Here is a 16293-nt window from a genome sequence, read left to right on the forward strand (position 1 = left end):
AACAGCGACCAAGGGCGGCATAACCCGAGACTAGCTACTGAACGGGCGTCCCACCCCGCCACACCCGGCGCGGCTTCAGGCCGAAGGACCAGGCGAAGGCGCCCTCGTGGTCGGCGTCCCACTGCACGATGTCCGCCAGCCGGCCCGGCGCGAGGACGCCGCGGTCGGGAGCGCCCAGGACGGTGGCGCCGCCGAGGGTGGCCGCGCGCAGGGCGTCGTTGACGCTCATCCCGAACGCCGACACCGCCATGGCGATGACCAGGGACATCGAGGTGATGCCGCAGTAGCCGGGGTTGTGGTCGCTGCCGAGGGCGATCTGCACGCCGTGCTTGATCATCTGGCGGACCGGCGGGAGATGGCCACGCTGGAGGGCGGTGGCCGGGCAGACGACGGCGGGCACGCCGTAGCGGGACATGATCGCGATGTCCTCGTCCGACATGTGGTGCAGCCCGTCGGCGGAAGCGCAGCCGAGCTCGGCGGCCAGTTGGACGGCGCCGCGGCGGCTGAAGATGCCGGCGTGGATGCGCGGCAGCAGGCCGACGTTGCGGCCCGAGGCGAGCACCCAGCGGGACTCCTCGGTGGTGAAGTGGCCCTCGTCGCAGTAGACGTCGACGCTGTCGGCGCCCGCCGCGGCGGCGTCGGCGCACCAGGCGCCCACGGCCTCGACGTATTCGCGCTGCCGCCCGAAGTACTCGGGCGGCACGACGTGCGCCGCCAGGAACGTGACGTGCACCCGCGGCATCATCGGCTCCTTCTCCAGCTCGCGCAGGAGCCGGACGTCGGCCAGTTCGCCGTCGCGGGTGAGGTGGTAGCCGGTCTTGGCCTCGACCGTGGTGGTGCCGCTGAGCAGCCAGCCGCGCAGCCGCTCGCGTACGCCGTTGCAGAGGGTCCACGGGTCGGTGCCGCGCGTCACGGTGACGGTCGAGCCCACGCCGCCGCCCGCCGCGGTGATCGAGGCCGAGGTGGAGCCGCCGGTGCGGATGGCCAGCTCGGCGTAGCGGTTGCCGGCGTAGACGGGATGGGTGTGGGCGTCGATGAGACCGGGCGTGACGAGCGCGCCGCCCAGGTTTTCGACGTGGTCGACGTCGACGATGTCGTCGACCACCCCGGGCACGCTCTGCGGCAGGTCAGGCGCACGGCCGACCCACGCGATGCGGTCGTTGTGAACGAGGATGGCCGCGTTGCTGAGGACCTCGTTGCCGGTCCAGAGGCGGCCGATGTTGGTCAGCAGTCGAACGGTCACCGCATCACCGCCCTGCGTGATTCCCCACCCGCGCACCGGCATGAGCGCAGCGCACAGCGCACGGCCTGTGCCGCGCCCACTGAGTCCGCTCCGGGTCCGGACGACATGGGGGGTCTCCTGCTCTCATCCGCATTTGTTGTGCGGTGACCGTATCGCCGGAGCCATGATCCAGCGATTTCAGTTCAGTTACGTTATTTCACAGCTGGGCTCGCTGTACAGGGTTATTCGGAAGAAAGACCAATGATCCCAACCGTCACCCAGCCATACGTCGTCCCCACGGCCCCCGTTGACGACTTCCATACCTACAGTCATCGTCCGAAACCTAGAACCCGAAAACCAGAAACCCGCCGATGGGTTTGGCCAATGGTAGCAACCCCAGGGTTCAGGGACCACTGACGCTTTTGGGCAGGCATGCGTACTTTGCGGCGACAGTCACCCTCACCGAAGGCGACTTCGCACCGGGCGTCCCCACCGTACCGCGCCGATGAGGCCGCCCGGCCATAAAAAGCCCAGAGGCTAGAAGACGCGCTCCACAGGCTTGCCCACCCGCTCCAGCTCCTGCGACAGGCTGGGCAGCACGCGGGCGTGCAGGATCGTGCCGTCCGCCACGTGGTCCACGGAGAGCACTTCGCCCTCCTGGTGCGCCCGGGAGATCAGATCCCCCCTGTCGTACGGCACCAGCAGGTGAACCTCGTGATCCAGCCGAGGCAGCTCCCGCTCGATGACCGCCATCAGCTCGGGAATGCCGCGGCCGGTCCGCGCCGACACCACGACGCTGTCGCGCTCGCGCCGCATGATCCGGTCGATCACGTCCTGATCGGCCGCGTCGGCCTTGTTGATCACGACGATCTCGCGTACGTCCGAAGCGCCGTCGATGTCGGCCAGCACCTCGCGTACGGCGGCCAGCTGCCCCTCGGGGTCGGGGTGCGAGCCGTCCACCACATGCAGGATCAGGTCGGCCTCGGCCACCTCCTCCAGCGTCGAGCGGAACGCCTCGACGAGCTGGTGCGGCAGGTGCCGCACGAAGCCCACGGTGTCGGCGATCGTGAAGAGCCGGCCGTCCGGCGTGCGCGCCCGGCGCACGGTCGGGTCGAGGGTGGCGAACAGCGCGTCCTCCACCAGCACGCCCGCCCCCGTGACCCGGTTGAGCAGCGAGGACTTGCCCGCGTTGGTGTAGCCCGCGATGGCCACGGCCGGAACCTCGCGCCGCTGGCGCTGGTAGCGCATGGTGTCACGCGAGGTGGACATGCCGCTGATCTGGCGGCGCAGCTTGGCCATGCGCTCGCGGATGCGGCGGCGGTCCAGCTCGATCTTGGTCTCACCGGGGCCGCGGCCGCCGATGCCGACGCCGCCCGCGGCGCGACCGCCGACCTGCCTGGACAGGTTGCCACCCCAGCCGCGCAGGCGGGGCAGCAGATATTGCAGCTGTGCCAGCTCGACCTGGGCCTTGCCCTCGCGGCTCTTGGCATGCTGGGCGAAGATGTCGAGGATCAGCGCGGTGCGGTCGATGACCTTGACCTTGACCGTCTCTTCGAGCTGGCGGAGCTGGCCGGGGGTCAGCTCGCCGTCGCAGATGACGGTGTCGGCGCCGGTCGACTCGACCACGTCGCGGAGCTCGAGGGCCTTGCCGGAGCCGATGTAGGTGGCCGGGTCCGGCCTCTGGCGGCGCTGGATGAGCCCGTCGAGCACTTGCGAGCCGGCCGTCTCGGCCAGGAGCTTGAGCTCGAGCAGGGAGTTTTCCGCGTCGTCCACGGTGCCGGAGGTCCAGACGCCGACGAGGACGACCCGTTCCAGCCGCAGCTGCCGGTACTCGACCTCGGAGACATCCTGGAGTTCGGTCGAGAGGCCCGCCACGCGGCGCAGCGCCTGGCGCTCCTCGAGGTCCATGTCGCCGTTCTCGAACTCGTCGAAGTCGAGCGCGGAGTTATCGTGCATACGTGTCATCTCTATTAGGGAACGTCTGGACACCTCGGTGTCTTCCCACGATGGTGGCACGAGATCCGTGCCGCAATCATCCGGTTATCCAGCTGACATGGTGACGTCGCCCGAGCCCGAGGTCAGCGAGACCTTGTGCGGCGAGGAGCCGTCGTCCTTGACCGAGACCTTCGCGTCTCCGGATCCCATCTCGGTGTTCACGTCATAAGCCCCGTCGGGCACGGTGAGCAGGATGTCCCCGGAGCCGGACTTCAGCTCGGCGCTGTCGGGCGCGGAGGCGTACTTGAGCTCGATCCGCCCCGACCCCGCCTCGGCGACCACCTGCTTGCCCGCCAGCCCCGCGGCGTCCAGGTCGCCGGAGCCGAGCCGCGCGTCGAGCCGCCCGGTCAGGCTCCTGAGCGTGACGTCGCCCGAGCCCGCGTCCAGGTCGACGGCCAGCCCCTTGGGGATCTCGATCTTGTAATCGACGCTGCAGCTGCCCCAGTCCGACGGGCAGTCGTACGTGAGGAGCAGCGCCTCCCCTTCGACCTTGTGCTCGGTCTTCGGCTTGTCGTCGCTGCGCCAGTTCATGGTCTCCGTGACGCGGACGGCGTTCCCGTCGGTCTCGGTGACCACGGTGTCCCCCGAGCCGCTCTTCACCTGCAGCTTGGTCACCTTGTCCGTCACCTGGTAGGTCGTGGTGTCGTGGTTGTCGGGGCCCGCGATGCTCGCGAGCCCGCATCCGGTCAGCAGCAGTGCGGAGGCCAGCAGCCCGCCCGCGATCGCGATGGTCTTCATGCCGTAAATCCTGTCCGGGTACGTCCTGGCAGACATCGGGGATGCCCCCGACGACTCCCCGAGGGAACCCCAACCTTTGACCGGGGAGCACCGGCGGAGTACTTTCACTTCCACAATCCAGAACTCATTTTCCACGAAGCGGAAAGAGGTCCCATGGAGATCACCGGCCCGATACTCGACCGGTTCGACGAGATCCTCACGCCGGAGGCGCTCCATTTCGTGGCGGCTCTCCAGCGGGAGTTCGGCGCCAGGCGGCTGGAGCTGCTCGCGGCGCGCCAGGCGAGGCAGGCGGAGCTGTCGGCGGGCGGCGTGCTCGACTTCCTGCCGGAGACCAAGGAGATCAGGGAGGCCGACTGGCAGGTCGCGCCCCCGGCGCCCGGCCTGGAGGACCGCCGGGTGGAGATCACCGGCCCGGTCGACAAGAAGATGACCATCAACGCGCTCAACTCCGGCGCCAAGGTCTGGCTCGCCGACTTCGAGGACGCCAACTCCCCGCTCTGGGAAAACTGCGTGACCGGCCACCTCAACCTGCGCGACGCGCTCGACCGCACGATCGACTTCGAGACCGGCGGCAAGACATACGCGCTCAGGCCCGACGACGAGCTGGCCACGATCGTGGTGCGCCCGCGCGGCTGGCACCTGGACGAGAAGCACTCCCAGGTGGACGGACGGCCGGTCGCGGCATCGCTGTTCGACTTCGGGCTCTACTTCTTCCACTGCGCCAAGCGGCAGATCGACAAGGGCAAGGGCCCGTATTTCTACCTGCCCAAGATGGAGTCCCACCTGGAGGCGCGGCTCTGGAACGACGTGTTCACCAGGGCGCAGGAGCTCCTCGGCATCCCGCACGGCACGATCAGGGCGACCGTGCTCATCGAGACCTACCCGGCCGCGTTCGAGATGGAGGAGATCCTGTACGAGCTCCGCGACCACTCGGCGGGCCTCAACGCGGGCCGCTGGGACTACCTGTTCAGCGTGATCAAGAAGTTCCGCACCAGGGGCCGCGAGTTCCTGCTGCCCGAGCGGAACGCGGTCACGATGACCGCCCCGTTCATGCGCGCGTACACCGAGCTGCTGGTGCGCACGTGTCACAAGCGCGGCGCGCACGCCATCGGCGGCATGGCGGCGTTCATCCCCTCGCGGCGCGACCCCGAGGTGAACGCGGTGGCGCTGGAGAAGGTGCGGGCGGACAAGACGCGCGAATCGGGCGACGGGTTCGACGGGTCGTGGGTGGCCCACCCCGACCTGGTGCCGGTGTGCCGGGAGGTGTTCGACGGCGTGCTGGGCTCGCGCCCCAACCAGCTGGACCGGCTGCGCGAGGACGTCAACGTGACCGCCACCGCGCTGCTGGCCGTCTCCGAGACGCCGGGCGAGATCACCGAGGCCGGGCTGCGCAACAACGTGGACGTGGCGCTGCGCTATCTGGCCGCGTGGATGGGCGGCCTGGGCGCGGTGGCGATCCACAACCTCATGGAGGACGCCGCCACGGCCGAGATCTCGCGCTCGCAGATCTGGCAGTGGATCCACAACGACATCACGCTCGCCGACACGGGCGCGCAGGTGACGAAGGAGCTGGTCGAGCAGATCATCTCGGAGGAGCTGGCCAAGCTCGCCGAGGAGCCCGGCTACGACGAGAAGCTGTACGGCCAGGCGACGGCCCTGTTCAAGGAAGTGGCGCTGGACGACGACTTTGCCGAATTCCTGACACTTCCGGCCTATGCTCAAATGCCGTAGAACAGAGGTTAGGGGGGATCGGTGCTGGAAACGCTGACGGCCGCCCTGCGCTCGCTGCTGCCCCACGACTCGGTGATCACCGATCCGGTACGCCTGCGCACGTACGAGTGCGACGGCCTCACCTACCACCGGGCGACGCCCGGCGTGGTCGTGCTGCCCGACACCGCCGAGCAGGTCGCCCGCGTCGTACGGCTCTGCAATGACTTCGGCGTGCCCTTCGTGGCCAGGGGCTCGGGCACCGGTCTGTCGGGGGGCGCGCTCCCCCGCGAGGACGGCGTGCTCATCGTCACCTCCAAGATGCGCAGGATCCTGGAGATCGACCTGGAGAACCGCAGGGCGGTCGTCGAGCCCGGCGTCACGAACCTGGCCATCACCGAGGCCGTGCGCGACCGCGGCTACTACTACGCGCCCGACCCCTCCAGCCAGCAGGTCTGCTCCATCGGCGGCAACGTCGCGGAGAACTCCGGCGGCGCCCACTGCCTCAAGTACGGCTTCACGGTCAACCACGTCGAGGCCTGCGAGATCGTCACGCCCGACGGCGACCTGGTCACGCTCGACCGCATGGACCCCGGCTACGACCTGCTGGGCGCGTTCATCGGCTCGGAGGGCACGCTGGGCGTCGCCACCAAGATCACGGTACGCCTGAGCCGCGCACCCGAGGCCGTCACCACGGTGCTGGCCGCGTTCGAGAGCATCGAGCAGGGCGGGCAGGCGGTCTCCGCGATCATCGGAGCCGGCATCGTGCCCGCCGCCATCGAGATGATGGACGCGCTCGCCATCGAGGCGGCCGAGGCAGCCGTGGCCTGCCGCTACCCGGAGGGCGCGGGCGCCGTGCTGATCGTGGAGCTGGACGGGCCGCACGCCGAGGTGGAGCGGCAGTTCGCGCAGCTCACGGAGATCTGCTCGGGCGCGTTCGAGCTGCGGGTGGCGGCCGACCCGGCCGAGCGGGCGGCGATCTGGAAGGGCCGCAAGTCGGCGTTCGCCGCCGTCGGGCGCATCAGCCCGGCCTACATCGTGCAGGACGGGGTCGTGCCGCGCACGTCGCTGCCCGGCGTGCTGGCCGCCATCGACCGGCTCTCCCAGGAGCACGGCATCAGGGTGGCCAACGTCTTCCACGCCGGAGACGGCAACCTGCACCCGCTCGTGCTGTTCGACGACGCGGAGCCGGGGGCCGGCGAGCGGGCCGAGGTGGTCTCCGGCGCGATCCTCGACCTGTGCATCGAGAACGGCGGCTCGATCACGGGCGAGCACGGTGTCGGGGTGGACAAGTCGCGTTACATGCCGAAGATGTTCAGCGCGGACGACCTGGACACCATGCAGCTCGTCCGGTGCGCGTTCGACCCCCAGGGCCTGTCGAACCCGGGCAAGGTGTTCCCCACCCCGCGCCTGTGCGGCGAGGTCCCAGGAGTGCGCAAGGGCGTGCATCCGCTGGTGGAGTCGGGGAAGGCGGAGCAATTTTGATGGGGCGGTGCTGATGCCGGCCGACATGCCGGCCAACATGGGGGCCACCGTCAGGCAGGCGGACGCGGACGACGCCGTCAACGGCGTGCTGCCCCGATGGGTCGCGCTGCCCGAGACCGTCGAGGAGGTCTCGGCCGTGCTGCGGGCCTGCGCCGAGCAGGACCTCGCGGTGGTGCCCGCGGGCGGCGGCACGAAGCTGCACTGGGGGCCGCCGCCCGAGCGGTGCGACGTCCTGCTGGACATGTGCTGCATGAACGCCGTCCTCGAGCACGCCGCGGGCGACCTCGTGGTGCGCACGCAGGCCGGACTGACCATGCACGCCCTGGCCGCCGCGCTCGCGGACAGGGGCCAGGAGCTCGCGCTCGACCCGCCGTTCACGGAGCACACGACGGTCGGCGGCACGCTCGCCACCGCGACGGCGGGCCCGCGCGCCTTCCGCTACGGCACCGCCCGCGACCTGCTCATCGGCATCACGGTCGTGCTGCCCGACGGGACGATCGCGAAGTCCGGCGGCAAAGTGGTCAAGAACGTCGCGGGCTACGACCTCGGCAAGCTCTTCACCGGCTCGCAGGGCACGCTCGGCGTGATCGCGGAGGCCACGTTCCGGCTGCACCCGCTGCCCGCGGACCGCCGCTGGCTCGTCGCGAGCGCCGGACAGTCTCCTGCGCCCTCGAATGACGTGCTGCTGCGCCTGGCCGCCTCCCAGGCCGAGCCGTCCGCCGTGGAGATCGACTGCCCTGACGGCAAGAACACGACCGTCGCGGTGCTGGTGGAGGGCTCGGCGGCCGAGGCGCGGGCGCTGGCGCTGCGCGAGGTGCTCGGAGACGGCGCGGTCACGGCCGAGGCGCCGGAGTGGTGGGGGCTGATACTCAGGGACGACCTGCTTCTTGAGGCGCGCTTCCCGCCCGCGCACACGGTGGAGGCGCTGGCCGCCGCCCGGGACGCCCGGTTCTCGTTCCGCGGGTCCGCCGCCTCGGGGCGGGCCTACCTGGAGAGCTGGGGCGACATCCCGGAGGAGGAGCTGGCGGCCGTCGTCACCCGGCTGCGGGCCCGGATCGAGGCGCTGGGCGGGCGCGTGAGCGTGCTGGCCGCGCCGTACGAGGGCGCCGACAGGTGGGGGCAGGTGAGCGCACTGCCGTTGATGCGGCGGGTCAAGGAACGCTTCGATCCCGGGCGCAGGATGTCTCCGGGCCGGTTCCTGGGAGGCATTTGATATGGAGCGGCGAGCCGGGCCGGAGAGAGCGAGGGCGTCCAGCCCTACGCCAACGGAGGACCGAGGGAGCGCGACCATGGGCGCAGACCCCGAGCTGATCAACGACTGCGTGCACTGCGGGTTCTGCCTGCCGACGTGCCCCACGTACGTGTTGTGGGGCGAGGAGATGGACTCGCCGCGCGGGCGGATCCACCTGATGAAGCAGCACGTCGAGGGCACCCCGATCACGCCGGAGATGGCCGGGCACTTCGACGCCTGCCTGGGGTGCATGGCGTGCGTCACGGCCTGCCCTTCCGGAGTCCAGTACGACCGCCTGATCGAGCAGACCAGGGCCGAGGTGGAGCGGCGGCATGTACGCGATCCGCAGGAGCGGGCCGTACGCGGCATCGTGTTCAGCCTGTTCCCCTACCCGCGCAGACTCCGGCTGCTGCGGCCGGCGATGCGGCTGGCCGAGCGCATGGCGCCCGTCCTCACCAGGGCGAACCCCAGCCTCGGCGCCATGGCCGCGCTCGCGCCGCGCGTGGAGCGCCGGCAGCGCATGCCGCGCATCGTAAGAGCGAGGGGCGAGCGCAGGGCCGTGGTGGGCATGCTCACCGGCTGCGTGCAGGGCGAGTTCTTCCCGCAGGTGAACGCGGCCACCGCGCGGGTGCTCTCGCTGGAGGGCTGCGACGTGGTCATCCCCCGCGGCCAGGGCTGCTGCGGGGCGCTCAGCGTGCATTCGGGCCGCGACGACCAGGCCAGACGGCTGGCGCGCAGGACGGTGCGGACGTTCGAGAAGGCCGGGGTGGACACCGTCGTGGTGAACGCGGCCGGCTGCGGCTCTTCGATGAAGGAGTACGCCGAGTTGCTCGGGCGCGAGCCCGGGTTCAGGGTGGTCGATCTGTCGGAGTACCTCGCCGAGCTGGGGCCCGTGGCCAAGCGGCACCCGCTGCCGCTCACCGTCGCCTACCACGACGCCTGCCACCTGGCCCACGCCCAAGGGGTGCGCGCCCAGCCGCGCGAGCTGCTGAGCGGCATCCCCGGCCTGGAGATCCGCGAGATCCCCGAGTCGGCCATCTGCTGCGGCTCCGCGGGCACGTACAACATCTTCCAGCCGGAGGCCGCCCGCGACCTCGGCGACAGGAAGGCCGCGGCGGTGGCCACGACCGGCGCCGACCTGCTGGTCTCCGCCAATCCCGGCTGCACCATGCAGATCGCCTCGGCCATGCGGCGCGCCGGCGCGCAGATCAGGGTGGCCCACACGGCCGAGGTGCTCGACGCCTCGCTGCGCGGGGTCGCCCTATGAGTGTGCAGTCGGTGGAGCGGGCGCTCGACGTGCTGGAGGCGCTGGCCGAGCACGGGGGCGAGGCGGGCCTGTCGGAGATCGCCGCCAGGACCGGGCTGCCGTACGGGACCATCCACCGGCTGCTGCGGACCCTGCTCGCCCGCGGCTACGTGCGGCAGGAATCCGACAAGAGGTACGCCCTGGGCGGCGGCCTCGTGCGCCTGGGCGGCATCGCCGAGGGCATGGTCGGCGTATGGGCGCAGCCGTACCTGACGAAGATGGTCGAGCTGTCGGGTGAGACCGCGAACCTGGCCGTGCTCGAAGGCGACTTCGTCGTCTACGTGGCGCAGGTGCTCTCACCGCGCAGGCTGCGCATGTTCGCCGAAGTAGGCAGGCGGGTGCTGCCGCACAGCACCGCCGTGGGCAAGGTGCTGCTGGCCGGACGGCCCGCCGCCGAGGCGGTCGCCGTCTTCGAGCGCACCGGCATGCCGCGCCGCACCCCGAACACGATCACCGACATGACCGCCATGCTGGCCGAGCTCGATCGCGTCAGAGCGCGGGGCCACGCCATGGACCTGGGCGAGGAGGAGCTCGGCGTGCACTGCCTGGCCGTGCCCGTGTGGGACGGCGACCGGGTGGTGGCCGCGATGTCGGTCTCCGGGCCCGCCGAGCGCATCGACGCGCTCGACCGCGACGACCTGGCCGAGGGCATGCGCAAGATCGCCGTCGGCTTCGGCAACGAGCTCAGCCCAGCGGCCGGCCCTGACGTCGGCGCCCGCTGAATAAGCCGGCGGATCGGCTATTACCGTTAGGGCATGTGTAGAAGCATCAAGACGCTCCGGCCCCCGTACACCGAGAGCGTGACCGAGGAGGACGTGCGGGCGGCGGCGCTGCAGTACGTCAGGAAGATCTCCGGCTTCCGCGCGCCCGCCGCGCACAACGCGGAGGCGTTCGACCGGGCCGTCGAGACGATCACGAAGGCGTCGGAGGAGCTTCTCGGGGCGCTCCAAGTTCGCGGATCGCGTTGACAGGCACCCGCTGTCGGAGAAATGTTCCCTCGTGTAGGCCCAAGCGAGGGAGCTCCCCATGATCAGCGGGCTTTACCAGGGACAGGACGACGACTCGCAGCTGGCGCTCCGCGTCGACGTCGACGGGGCCAGGCCCACCGGGCGGGTGAGCGGCGACCTGTTCACCGTGGCGGGCGCGACGACCTCCTACGTCGGCTCGTTCGTGGTCGACGCCCCCACCGTGCACGCCGCGGGTGACGAGGCGCGGGTCCAGGGCCGCGGGGTCTTCACGTTCGAGACCCCGGTGAAGGACGTGAGCGTCACGATCGTGGACGGGTCGGGGACGGCCGCGGTCGCGGGGCGCACGTACCAGGTGGCCCTCGCCTCGCTGTACTTCCGCAGCGTGCTGCTCGAGCAGGACTCCGTCATCGGGACCGTGCCGTTCGCGTCGTACCACACCGGCACGCTGCCCGGGCCGAGCGGCTCGCCGGCCAGGGAGCTGAGCGTGAGCGCCGCGTACGCGGAGGCGGGCATCGAGCTGACCCTCGCGCAGCCGGGCGTCATCCCGGTTGACGGGTCCGGCGCGGACCTGGCGTGGGACGACGCCGAGCTGCATCACGCGATGACCCAGCAGTTCAGCGCGTTCGGCGACGCGCCGGCCTGGCGGATGTGGCTGCTGGTGGCGAGCAAGCACGTGGGCGGCTTCCGGGGGATCATGTTCGACTACAACGACGCGCACCAGCGGCAGGGGTCCGCGGTGTTCTACGACGTGATCAAGGGAACGACGCCGCAGGCGCGGCGGGCGCAGTTACGTACGTACGTGCACGAGCTCGGGCACGCCTTCAACCTGTTGCACTCCTGGCAGAAGAACCTCGGCACCCCACCCCAGCCCTTGGGCCCGCAGGGCGGCTTCGGCGACCTCTCGTGGATGAATTACGTGCAGAACTACCTCCCCGGCGGTGAACAGGGTTACTGGGCGGCCTTCCCCTTCCAGTTCACGGACGCGGAGCTGGTCCACCTGCGTCACGGCTTCTACCGCGACGTCGCCATGGGCGCGAACGCGTTCGGCACCGGGGCCGCCGAGATCGCGCCGTTCGAGCAGCCGGTCGAGGACCGTTCGGGGCTGCGCCTGGAGCTGCGTGCCAAGGAGTCGTTCGAGCTGGGCGAGCCCGTGGTGGTGGAGCTCAAGCTCTCCTGCGCCGGCGAGCCCCGCACGACGCACGGCCACCTGCACCCCGACACCGAGTTCACGCAGGTGTCGATCACGCAGCCGGACGGCAGAACCGTGCTGTACCGGCCGATGATGCGGCACTGTGTGGACTCCTCGCCGGAGATCCGGCTGGACGCCGGCAATCCGGCCATGTACCGGAGCGCGTACATCGGCCACGGCCGCGACGGCCACTACTTCCAGCAGCCCGGCGAGTACCACGTCCGGGCCCAGTACATCGCCGCCGACGGCTCGCGCATCGTCTCCCCCGCGTGCCTGGTCAGGGTGCGCTTCCCGGTCAGCCGCGACGACCACCAGGTGGCCGCGCTGATGCTGGGCGAGGAGCAGGGCCGGCTGTTCTCGCTGCTCGGCTCCGACTCGCCCACGTTGCGCTCGGGGAACCTGGCGCTGGACGAGGTCATCGACCGGTACGGCACCCACCCGCTGGCCGTCTACGCCCGCATGGTCAAGGGGCTGAACGCGGAGCGCGAGTTCAAGGCGCTGACGGCCGGCAAGCGGCTGCGCGTCCGGCCGCCGGACCCCAAGCAGGGCATCGAGCACCTCACCCGGGTCGCCGGGGACGCGAGCATCGACAACATCACCCTGAACATGGTGATGCGCCGCCTGGCCAGGGCCGAGGCGCGGCAGGGCGACCTCCGGCGGGCGAACGCGGTGATGGACCAGATGGTCGCCACGTTCCAGGCCAAAGGGGTGAACCCCATCGTCATGGGGCAGATACGGCACCAGGCCGAGCTGACGAAGGAGGCACTCGCCGCCGAGGCGTGATCACTCCAGCAGGCGCTGCTGGGCGGCGAGGAAGCCCGCGTGGAAGCGGGTCCTGGCGCCCAGGCGTTCGGACAGCACCTGCACGCGCCGCTGCACCGTGCGCGGCGAGAGCCCCAGCTGCCGGGCGATGGCGTCGTCCTTCATGCCGGCCGCCAGCAGCGCCAGCACCTCCGTGTCGGGGGGCTGCGGCCACATCTCGTGCTCCAGCGTGTCCTCGGCGGTCAGGCGGAGCGGCACGGCGGTGCGCCACAACGTCTCGAACAGCCCGACCAGGGCGTCGAGCAGCGCGGACGGGTGCACCACCAGCGCGCTCTCCACGGCCCTGTCCTCGTCGGACACCAGGGGCAGGATGGCGGTGCGGGCATCGGCGATGGCCAGCTTGACCGGCACCTGCCCGAGCCTGGCCTGCTCGCCGTCGGCGATGGCGCGGCGCGTGTGGGCCAGCATGCCCGGGTGCTCGAACGCCTGCGGGCCGTAGATCCCGCGGGTGGGCGCCCCCTGGCGGGCCGCGCGCCGGCGGTTTTCCCGGTCGTCGCTGACGTCCACGGCGTACGGCGGATGCACCAGGACGAGCATCTCCCGCGTGGCGTTGCGTTCCATCTGGAGATAGCGGCGGGCCACGGCGTCGCGCCCGCTCACCACCTCGAGCACCTCCTCCGGGTGCGGCCCGCTGCGCTCGGCGACCTCGGTGGCCAGCAGCGCGGCGGCGGCCCGGCTGTGCGTGATCTCCTCCTGGCGGCGCGCGACGAGGATGTCGATGGCGATGTTCGGGGGCGTGGCGATCAGCCGCAGCGGGCGGCCGGCCACCCGGGAGATCAGGCCGAGGTCCTCCAGCCTGGGCAGCATGCGGCGGATGGCGGCAGCCGACGAGCCGGTCTCGGCGGCGAGCTCGCTCAGCGTGGCCGGGCCGTGCCGGAGGAGCGCGCGGTAGGCGGTCTCCTCGGTGACGGTGACGCCGAGTCCCTCCAGTAAGCGCCGCTGCGCCATCTCGCCTCTCTCTTGACATGCCATGATCCGCGTTCAGAGTACTCATGCTTGTTCGAGGATGCGTGGGGCTTTCAGGACCTCGCCCGATCCTCGAGCGGCGAGGCCGCGACACGTCGCCCTGGACGCGTTGTAAGGCCGTTTATGGGCACTTGACCTAGACTTTACGAAAACTCGGACAAGTCTGGGGGATGGCGTGGGGCGGCGAGTTCGGGGATTCATGGCCGGTGTGGCCACGGTTGCGGTGCTGGCGGGCTGCGGCGGTCTGGAGGTGCAGTCCACGGGCGGCTCCGGCGAGACCTCCAAGCCGGACTCGGCCTCGGTCTCGGACGCCCGCAAGAAGCTGGCCAGGCTGTCGGTGAAGGGGCGCGCGCCGAAGACCGGGTTCGACCGCGACAAGTTCGGCCCCGCCTGGTCGGACGTGGACCACAACGGGTGCGACACCCGTAACGACATACTCAAGCGCGACCTGGTGGACGAGAAGTTCAAGGCCGGCACGCACGACTGCATCGTGCTGACCGGCACGCTGCACGACCCGTACAGCGGCAAGACGATCAACTTCAGGCGCGGCCAGGACACCAGCACGGACGTGCAGATCGACCACCTGATACCGCTGTCGGACGCCTGGCAGAAGGGCGCCCAGCAGTGGTCGGCGGACAAGCGCAAGCAGTTCGCCAACGACCCGCTGAACCTCCTGGCCGTGGACGGCCCGCTGAACGGCCAGAAGAGCGACTCCGACGCGGCCACCTGGCTGCCGCCGCGCAAGGCGTACCGGTGCGCCTACATCGCCCGCCAGATCGAGGTGAAGGCGAAGTACGCGGTCTGGGTGACGTCGGCGGAGAAGAACGCCATGGAGACCATCCTCGCGGACTGTTGATCCCGGTCAGGTGATCAGTGAAGATCCGGCCATGCGAGTATCAAGCCGGATCAGTGTGCTGATGGCCATGGTGGCCACCCTCGCCACCACGGCCAGGGCGGCGACCAACCTCGTGGTCCTCGACTGGAACATCGCTCCGATCGGGGCTGATCCTCACCGGCGACTTCAACGCCCTGCCCACGGACGCGCTGTCGAAGAAGTTCGTGAGCGCGGGCTGGGTGGACACCGGCGCCAGGTACGCCGACAAGCCGACCCTCGGCGACGCCCGCATCGACTACATCTACACGAGAGGCGTCCACGACGAGCGGCGCCGTCCTGTCGAGCACCCTGTCCGACCATCGGCCCGTCGTCATGAAGATGACCCGCTGACGCGCCGGGCGCGGCGACCTGGGTGCCTCTGTGTCGCCGCGCGCTCCAGGGCGTCCACACGGGCCTGTACGCGGCGCCGCGTCCTTCCGGGTCCCGCAGGGACTCCGCGTCCAGCCTGAGGCCCGTCAGAGGGGTGCGCAGGCGGTGTGACAGGTCGGCCACCGACTCGCGCTCCGCCGCCAGCAGCCCGTCGATCCGCCCCGCCAGATGGTTGAGCGCCAGCGCCACGGAACGCACCTCGGGCGGCCCGCCCGGCTCCGCCCGAGCCGTGAGATCGCCTCCGGCCAGCCGGTGCGAGACACGCGCGAGCCCGTCCACCGGCCTGGTCACGGCCAGCGCCAGGTCGGGCGTGCCCACCGCGAGCGCCACGGACTCGGCGGCGGCGGTCGCCCTGCTCATCGCGCTGTTCTCGGCCACGGCCCGGATGAGCAGCGCCATCGGCACCAGCAACGCGATCAGAACCAGGGACGTCGTCGCCGCCACCAGCAGCGCCAGCCACCGTCTCACGACCGCACCCCCGGCCCGGACCCGCGCACCCCTGCATGCGCGTGCCTCATGACGGTTCGACCAGCTTGACGCCGACGCCGCGGACCGTGTGCAGGTAGCGGGGCTCCGCGGCCGTCTCACCGAGCTTCCTGCGCAGCCACGACAGGTGCACGTCCACGGTCTTGTCCGCGCCCCCGTACGGCAGCTGCCACACCTCCGTCAGCAACTCCCGCTTGGTCACCACCTCACCGGGCCGCGCGGCGAGATAGTGGAGCACGTCGAACTCGCGCGGCGTCAGATCCAGCGCGGCCCCGTCGAGCGTGGCCGTACGCGCCCGCGGGTCCACCCGCAGCGCCCCCACGGCCAGCGGCTCGGGGACCGAACCGCCGGCCCGCCGCAGCACGGCCCGCACGCGCGCGTCGAGCTGCGCCGCGCTGTACGGCTTGACCACGTAGTCGTCCGCCCCCGCGTCCAGCACCGGCACCATCTCGGCGTCCCCGTCGCGGGCGGTCGCCACGATGACCGGCACCCGGCTGACCGCCCGCAACATGCGAAGCAGCTCCACCCCGTCGAGGTCCGGCAGCCCCAGATCGAGCACGATCAGGTCAGGTCGGTCCTGTACGGCCAGCCGCAGCCCGTCCAGCGCCGTCGGCGACGAGGACACGGCATGCCCCAGCTCCCGCAGGCCCCGGCTGAGCGCCGTACGGATCGCCACGTCGTCCTCGATGAGCAGGATGTCGGCCATATACAAGAACTTGACTTGCTCCCCGGCCTGAAGCCCCGGGGATTCCCGTGCCGCTCAGGCGGCAGTTCGCGGCGCGTCACCCGCGCCGGGAACTGTGGTACAGGATGCTTGACGCTTCACCGACCCAGCCGGGTCTCCACGCCCTGACACGACCAGCCCGGCCGCCTGTCCTCTCGTCTTGATGTTCTTCGCAGCGTTCACATCAGCG

14 protein-coding genes are annotated in these 16293 nt (G+C 70.8%); 8 read left to right on the forward strand and 6 right to left on the reverse strand.

All coding sequences use genetic code 11. The annotated features are described in order from the left end of the window. Nucleotides 1-34: 34 nt before the first annotated feature. The 3 genes from hutI to ABN273_RS51645 all read right to left on the reverse strand — a co-directional run bounded on the left by hutI (nucleotide 35) and on the right by ABN273_RS51645 (nucleotide 3955). Nucleotides 35-1243, reverse strand: a complete 1209-nt coding sequence (gene hutI / locus ABN273_RS51635; RefSeq protein ID WP_349457070.1) for an imidazolonepropionase — start codon at nucleotides 1241-1243, stop codon at nucleotides 35-37. 516 nt (nucleotides 1244-1759) lie between these two features. Next, on the reverse strand, nucleotides 1760-3178 hold the full coding sequence (gene hflX / locus ABN273_RS51640; protein WP_349457072.1) for a GTPase HflX: 1419 nt from the start codon (nucleotides 3176-3178) through the stop codon (nucleotides 1760-1762). An 84-nt stretch (nucleotides 3179-3262) separates the two neighbouring features. Then, nucleotides 3263-3955: a DUF4097 family beta strand repeat-containing protein gene (locus ABN273_RS51645; RefSeq protein WP_349457073.1), complete on the reverse strand. Its 693-nt coding sequence runs from the start codon at nucleotides 3953-3955 to the stop codon at nucleotides 3263-3265. Between the two features lie 153 nt (nucleotides 3956-4108). On the opposite strand from ABN273_RS51645, the gene aceB reads away from it, so the two are divergent. The 7 genes from aceB to ABN273_RS51680 all read left to right on the forward strand — a co-directional run bounded on the left by aceB (nucleotide 4109) and on the right by ABN273_RS51680 (nucleotide 12624). Then, complete coding sequence (aceB, locus tag ABN273_RS51650; protein WP_349457074.1) at nucleotides 4109-5686, forward strand: malate synthase A; 1578 nt, start codon at nucleotides 4109-4111, stop codon at nucleotides 5684-5686. A gap of 24 nt (nucleotides 5687-5710) precedes the next feature. Continuing rightward, the gene (locus ABN273_RS51655) at nucleotides 5711-7147 is read left to right on the forward strand and encodes an FAD-linked oxidase C-terminal domain-containing protein (protein ID WP_349457084.1); all 1437 of its coding nucleotides are present in this window, start codon (nucleotides 5711-5713) and stop codon (nucleotides 7145-7147) included. Between the two features lie 13 nt (nucleotides 7148-7160). Continuing rightward, nucleotides 7161-8360: an FAD-binding oxidoreductase gene (locus ABN273_RS51660; RefSeq protein ID WP_349457085.1), complete on the forward strand. Its 1200-nt coding sequence runs from the start codon at nucleotides 7161-7163 to the stop codon at nucleotides 8358-8360. Nucleotides 8361-8436: 76 nt separating this feature from the next. Next, the gene (locus ABN273_RS51665; protein ID WP_349457075.1) at nucleotides 8437-9645 is read left to right on the forward strand and encodes a (Fe-S)-binding protein; all 1209 of its coding nucleotides are present in this window, start codon (nucleotides 8437-8439) and stop codon (nucleotides 9643-9645) included. After that, nucleotides 9642-10406, forward strand: coding sequence for an IclR family transcriptional regulator (locus ABN273_RS51670; RefSeq protein WP_349457076.1), 765 nt, complete (start codon nucleotides 9642-9644; stop codon nucleotides 10404-10406). Before ABN273_RS51665 ends, ABN273_RS51670 begins: the two co-directional genes overlap by 4 nt. A 33-nt stretch (nucleotides 10407-10439) precedes the next feature. After that, on the forward strand, nucleotides 10440-10652 hold the full coding sequence (locus tag ABN273_RS51675) for a DUF2277 domain-containing protein (RefSeq protein WP_349457077.1): 213 nt from the start codon (nucleotides 10440-10442) through the stop codon (nucleotides 10650-10652). A gap of 58 nt (nucleotides 10653-10710) precedes the next feature. Next, nucleotides 10711-12624 carry a zinc metalloprotease gene (locus ABN273_RS51680; RefSeq protein WP_349457078.1) on the forward strand — a complete coding sequence of 638 codons (1914 nt, stop codon included), beginning with the start codon at nucleotides 10711-10713 and terminating at the stop codon, nucleotides 12622-12624. Here the strand turns inward: ABN273_RS51680 and ABN273_RS51685 are convergent, their stop codons facing one another. Next, a complete protein-coding gene (locus tag ABN273_RS51685; protein WP_349457079.1) occupies nucleotides 12625-13611 on the reverse strand; it encodes a helix-turn-helix domain-containing protein in 987 nt (328 codons plus the stop codon). Between the two features lie 217 nt (nucleotides 13612-13828). Here ABN273_RS51685 and ABN273_RS51690 point away from each other — a divergent pair, with 217 nt between their 5' ends. Beyond that, nucleotides 13829-14485: an HNH endonuclease family protein gene (locus tag ABN273_RS51690; RefSeq protein ID WP_349457080.1), complete on the forward strand. Its 657-nt coding sequence runs from the start codon at nucleotides 13829-13831 to the stop codon at nucleotides 14483-14485. A 165-nt stretch (nucleotides 14486-14650) separates the two neighbouring features. Here the strand turns inward: ABN273_RS51690 and ABN273_RS51695 are convergent, their stop codons facing one another. Both ABN273_RS51695 and ABN273_RS51700 read right to left on the reverse strand, forming a co-directional pair. Continuing rightward, nucleotides 14651-15361: a HAMP domain-containing protein gene (locus tag ABN273_RS51695; RefSeq protein ID WP_349457081.1), complete on the reverse strand. Its 711-nt coding sequence runs from the start codon at nucleotides 15359-15361 to the stop codon at nucleotides 14651-14653. A gap of 46 nt (nucleotides 15362-15407) precedes the next feature. Then, on the reverse strand, nucleotides 15408-16085 hold the full coding sequence (locus ABN273_RS51700; protein ID WP_349457082.1) for a response regulator transcription factor: 678 nt from the start codon (nucleotides 16083-16085) through the stop codon (nucleotides 15408-15410). Nucleotides 16086-16293 lie beyond the last annotated feature (208 nt).

The sequence above is a fragment of the Nonomuraea sp. B19D2 genome, assembly GCF_040137845.1.
GTDB lineage: Bacteria > Actinomycetota > Actinomycetes > Streptosporangiales > Streptosporangiaceae > Nonomuraea.